We start from the raw sequence: 5,308 nt of genomic DNA, 5'->3' as shown, positions 1-5,308 counted from the left end.
GTGGCGGCGGCTTCGCCGGTCGTCCCGCCGGTCCCGGTGGCGGCGGTGGCGGTTTCGCCGGTCGTCCGGGTGGTCCCGGTGGCGGCGGTGGCGGTTTCGCCGGTCGTCCGGGTGGTCCCGGTGGCGGCGGCGGTCGTCCCGGCTTCGGCGGTCGTCCCGGTGGTCCGGGTGCCCGTGGTGGCACGCAGGGCGCCTTCGGTCGCCCCGGCGGTCCCGCGCGTCGTGGTCGCAAGTCGAAGCGGCAGAGGCGCCAGGAGTACGAGGCCATGCAGGCCCCGTCGGTCGGCGGCGTGATGCTGCCTCGCGGCAACGGACAGTCCGTCCGCCTGTCGCGCGGTGCGTCGCTCACCGACTTCGCCGAGAAGATCGGCGCCAACCCGGCGTCGCTCGTCGGCGTGATGATGAACCTCGGCGAGATGGTCACTGCCACGCAGTCCGTCTCCGACGAGACGCTGAAGCTCCTCGCGGACGAGATGAACTTCATCCTCGAGATCGTCAGCCCGGAGGAGGAGGACCGCGAGCTTCTCGAGTCCTTCGACATCGAGTTCGGCGAGGACGAGGGCGGCGAGGAGTTCCTCGTCGCGCGTCCGCCGGTCGTGACCGTCATGGGTCACGTCGACCACGGTAAGACCCGCCTCCTCGACACCATCCGCAAGACGAACGTCGTCGCGGGCGAGGCCGGCGGTATCACGCAGCACATCGGTGCGTACCAGGTCGCGACCCAGGTCAACGACGAAGAGCGCAGGATCACCTTCATCGACACCCCGGGCCACGAGGCGTTCACCGCCATGCGTGCCCGTGGTGCGAAGTCGACCGACATCGCGATCCTCGTGGTGGCGGCCAACGACGGTGTGATGCCCCAGACGATCGAGGCGTTGAACCACGCCAAGGCGGCCGGTGTGCCGATCGTGGTCGCGGTCAACAAGATCGACGTCGAGGGCGCCGACCCGACCAAGGTGCGCGGTCAGCTCACCGAGTTCGGTCTGGTGGCCGAGGAGTACGGCGGCGACACGATGTTCGTCGACATCTCCGCCAAGCAGGGTCTGAACATCGACTCCCTGCTGGAGGCCGTGGTCCTCACCGCGGACGCCTCGCTCGACCTGCGGGCCAACCCGGAGCAGGACGCGCAGGGCATCGCGATCGAGTCCCACCTCGACCGCGGCCGCGGCGCCGTCGCGACCGTCCTGGTCCAGCGAGGCACCCTGCGGGTCGGCGACACCATGGTGGTCGGCGACGCGTACGGCCGAGTCCGCGCGATGCTCGACGACAAGGGCGCGAACGTGGAAGAGGCGGGTCCCTCGACCCCGGTCCTCGTCCTCGGTCTCACCAACGTCCCGGGCGCCGGCGACAACTTCCTCGTCGTCGACGAGGACCGTACGGCGCGTCAGATCGCCGAGAAGCGCGCGGCGCGTGAGCGCAACGCCAACTTCGCCCGGCGCGGAGTCCGGTTCTCCCTGGAGAACCTGGACGAGGCCCTCAAGGCCGGTCTGGTGCAGGAACTCAACCTCATCATCAAGGGCGACGCGTCCGGTTCGGTGGAGGCTCTCGAGTCCTCGCTGCTCCAGCTCGACGTCGGCGAAGAGGTCGACATCCGCGTCCTGCACCGCGGCGTGGGTGCGGTCACCGAGTCGGACATCGACCTGGCGACCGGCTCCGACGCGATCGTCATCGGCTTCAACGTCCGCGCTGCGGGCCGCGCGGCGCAGATGGCGGAGCGCGAGGGCGTCGACGTCCGGTACTACTCGGTGATCTACCAGGCCATCGAGGAGATCGAGGCGGCCCTCAAGGGCATGCTCAAGCCGGAGTACGAGGAGGTCGAGCTCGGCACGGCGGAGATCCGCGAGGTCTTCAAGTCGTCCAAGCTGGGCAACATCGCCGGTGTCCTGGTCCGCTCGGGCGAGGTCAAGCGCAACACCAAGGCGCGCCTCGTCCGCGACGGCAAGGTCATCGCGGAGAACCTCACCATCTCCGGTCTGCGTCGCTTCAAGGACGATGTCACCGAGCTCCGCGAAGGCTTCGAGGGCGGTATCAACCTCGGAAACTTCAACGACATCAAGATCGACGACGTCATCGCGACGTACGAGATGCGCGAGAAGCCGCGGTCGTAACCAGCGGTGGTCCATGCCGGCCGGGGGTGACTCGTTCACCCCCGGCCGGTGTGGCCGTTCCTGGGGGCTTCGCCCCCCGGACCCCCTGCGAAACAATCCCGTCGAGGGTGTCCGCCTTTCGTTGTACGGTTCTGATGTTCCTGCCCCGGGCTGTGGGCAGGCCATCTATCCCGTACCGGCGGGTGAACCGGATACACACATGTACGTGGGGACTCTGTCCTTCGATCTCCTGCTCGGCGACGTACGGTCGCTGAAGGAGAAGCGCTCCGTCGTCCGTCCGATCGTGGCCGAGCTGCACCGCAAGTTCGCGGTGAGTGCGGCGGAGGTCGACCATATGGATCTGCACCGCCGGACCGTGATCGGGCTGGCGGTGGTGTCCGGTGACACGGGGCACCTGACCGACGTACTCGACCGGTGCGAGCGGCTGGTCGCCGGGCGCCCCGAGGTCGAACTGCTCTCGGTCAGACGGCGGTTGCACGGTGACGACGACTGACCGGTCGCAGAGACAATCCAAGAAACAGCAGTAACGCGGAACGAGCTAGGAGACGGACCAGTGGCCGACAACGCGCGTGCCAAGAGGCTGGCGGACCTCATCCGAGAGGTGGTGGCCCAGAAGCTGCTGCGCGGGATCAAGGACCCGCGGCTCGGCTCACACGTCACCATCACGGACACCCGGGTGACCGGGGACCTGCGGGAGGCGACCGTCTTCTACACGGTCTACGGGGACGACGAGGAGCGGGCGGCCGCCGCCGCGGGACTGGAGAGCGCCAAGGGCATCCTCCGTTCCGAGGTCGGGCGGGCCGCTCAGGTGAAGTTCACACCGACCCTCACCTTCGTGGCCGACGCCCTCCCGGACACCGCCAAGACCATCGACGACCTCCTCGACAAGGCGCGGGCCTCGGACGCCCAGGTGCGCGAGAGCGCCTCGGGCGCGAAGTACGCCGGTGACGCCGACCCGTACCGCAAGCCGGACGACGACGAGGACGACGCCGCCGAATGACCCAGCAGCGCCAGAAGACCACCACGCCCGACGGCCTTGTCATCGTCGACAAGCCGTCGGGCTTCACTTCGCACGATGTCGTCGCCAAGATGCGGGGCATCGCCCGGACCCGGCGGGTCGGGCACGCGGGGACGCTCGACCCGATGGCCACCGGTGTGCTCGTCCTGGGGGTGGAGAAGGCGACCAAGCTCCTCGGTCACCTCGCGCTCACCGAGAAGGAGTACCTGGGGACCGTCCGGCTCGGGCAGACGACGGTCACCGACGACGCCGAGGGCGAGATCACGGCGTCGGTCGACGCGTCGAAGGTCACCCGCGACGCCGTCGACGCCGGTGTGGCCGAGCTGACCGGCGAGATCATGCAGGTGCCGTCCAAGGTCAGCGCCATCAAGATCAACGGCGTGCGGTCGTACAAGCGGGCCAGGGACGGCGAGGACTTCGAGATCCCGGCCCGGCCCGTCACCATCTCCTCCTTCGCGGTCCACGACGTCCGGGACGCCGTCGCCGAGGACGGCACCCCGGTGCTCGACCTGGTGGTGTCGGTGGTGTGCTCCTCCGGGACGTACATCCGGGCCCTCGCCCGCGACCTGGGCGCCGGTCTGGGCGTCGGCGGCCACCTCACCGCACTGCGCCGCACGCGCGTGGGGCCGTACAAGCTGGACTCCGCGCGGACCCTCGACCAGCACCAGCAGGAACTGGCCGTGATGCCGATCGCCGAGGCCGCCACGGCCGCGTTCCCCCGCTGGGACGTGGACGACAGGCGGGCGCGGCTGCTGCTGAACGGGGTGCGACTGGAGATGCCCGAGGAGTACGCGGGCCGCGGCGCCGTCGCCGCCTACGACCCCACCGGCAGCTTCCTGGCCCTGGTCGAGAACCAGAAGGGCAAGGCGAAGAGCCTGGCCATCTTCGGCTGAGTGGCCATTTTCGGCTGAGAGCCGTGCCGCCGAAGAGCGGCTGAGGGCTGTGCCGCTGAAGACCAGGGGCACAGCCCCTGCTCTTCGGCGGCGCGGGGAACCGCGCGGCCGGCCGCATACGACCCGCACCCGCCGAACTCCCCGGCGGAGCGGCGGGTCCTTCTGTTCCCGCCGCTCCACGGTCCCCCCTCGGTTCCCCCACCCAGAGGTGTATCCATCCGCTCGGGCCTATTCACCCCTTCGTGCAGGCGCTCGGAGTGAACCGAGGGAGCGGAAGGGGGCGCGTTCGCCGCGCGATCTTTTCCGCTGATCTTCACGTGCCTACCGTCGGAACACAGGTACGACGGGGAGGTCAGGACATGGCGGTACGGGGCCGTCGGGCGACCGACGACGGCCGCCGGGCGGCGCGGGACGAAGTCCTGGTGCGGGTCGGCGATCTGGCAGGACGACCGCGCGGCACGGGCTTCGTGGCCGATCACCACGGCACGGTCGTCACCAGCCACGAGGCGGTGGACGGACTGGCCCGGATCGTGGTGCACGCCACCGGCGACCGTGTCTGTGTGGTGAGTTCCGACGCGGTGACCCCGCTGCCGGCTCTCGATCTCGCGCTCATCCGCACCGAGGGGCTGTGCGTGGAGCCGCTTCCCTTCGCCCGGCGGGACGAGGTCGGGGCGGGCGCGTACGTCCGTATCGCGGCCGGCGGTTGGCGCGAGGCACGGGTGCTGGGCACGGCGGACGTCACGTACACCGCGACCGACGGGTTCCATCTGCTGCGCGGCGCCCTGGAGTTGGCGATCGGCACGGCCGGCAGCGAGGCGCTGCGGCTGGGCGGGGGCGCGGCCGGGGGACCCGTCCTCGACGTGACCACCGGAGCCGTGGTGGGCGTGCTCGGCACGGCGTTGGAGGCACCGCACCGGGCCACCGGCTTCGCCGTACCCCTGCGCGGGTGGCGGGCCGAGCAGCCGCTGGCCGAGCTGCTCGCCCGCAACGCGGCGACCGTGGGCGCGTACGGAACGGATCTGAACCTGGCCGGGGTGCTGGAGCTCACGGCCACCACCGTGGGGTCGGACGGGCCGGGGGCGGGTGCCGGGGCCGTCGCGGCGGCCGGTGCCGACCCCGTCGAACGGGTCGAGGTCGTCAGGGAGTTCACCGCCTTCGCCGACGGCCCGGCCACGGTCCTCGGCCTCGTCGGCCCACCCGGCAGCGGCCGTACGACAGAACTGGCCGCCCTCGCCGCCCGGCGCGGCCGTGGGCCCGAGCCCGCACCCACCCTGTGGCTCCGCGGCGCC

At 70.8% G+C, this 5,308-nt stretch carries 5 protein-coding genes; all 5 read left to right on the top strand.

The window, feature by feature from the left end; translation table 11 throughout:
* On the top strand, positions 1 to 2,108 hold a 2,108-nt coding region (gene infB / locus AWZ10_RS05600; RefSeq protein WP_079104297.1), incomplete at its 5' end, for a translation initiation factor IF-2.
* Positions 2,109 to 2,307: 199 nt separating this feature from the next.
* Positions 2,308 to 2,601, top strand: a complete 294-nt coding sequence (locus tag AWZ10_RS05595) for a DUF503 domain-containing protein (protein WP_046706847.1) — start codon at positions 2,308 to 2,310, stop codon at positions 2,599 to 2,601.
* Between the two features lie 60 nt (positions 2,602 to 2,661).
* Positions 2,662 to 3,108, top strand: a complete 447-nt coding sequence (gene rbfA, locus AWZ10_RS05590; protein ID WP_037696213.1) for a 30S ribosome-binding factor RbfA — start codon at positions 2,662 to 2,664, stop codon at positions 3,106 to 3,108.
* Complete coding sequence (gene truB, locus AWZ10_RS05585; protein WP_060890582.1) at positions 3,105 to 4,019, top strand: tRNA pseudouridine(55) synthase TruB; 915 nt, start codon at positions 3,105 to 3,107, stop codon at positions 4,017 to 4,019. Before rbfA ends, truB begins: the two co-directional genes overlap by 4 nt.
* A 359-nt stretch (positions 4,020 to 4,378) precedes the next feature.
* On the top strand, positions 4,379 to 5,308 hold a 930-nt coding region (locus AWZ10_RS05580), incomplete at its 3' end, for a trypsin-like peptidase domain-containing protein (RefSeq protein WP_167365918.1).

Source organism: Streptomyces europaeiscabiei, from assembly GCF_001550375.1.
Taxonomy (GTDB): domain Bacteria; phylum Actinomycetota; class Actinomycetes; order Streptomycetales; family Streptomycetaceae; genus Streptomyces; species Streptomyces europaeiscabiei.
Note: the sequence above shows the minus strand (reverse complement) of the source record. Positions and strands in the feature narration are given on the sequence as shown.

Coding starts and splice junctions, on each gene's coding strand:
- AWZ10_RS05595 (WP_046706847.1), top strand. CDS start 2,308: ATGTACGTGGGGACTCTGTCCTTCGATCTCCTGCTCGGCGACGTACGG.
- truB (WP_060890582.1), top strand. CDS start 3,105: ATGACCCAGCAGCGCCAGAAGACCACCACGCCCGACGGCCTTGTCATC.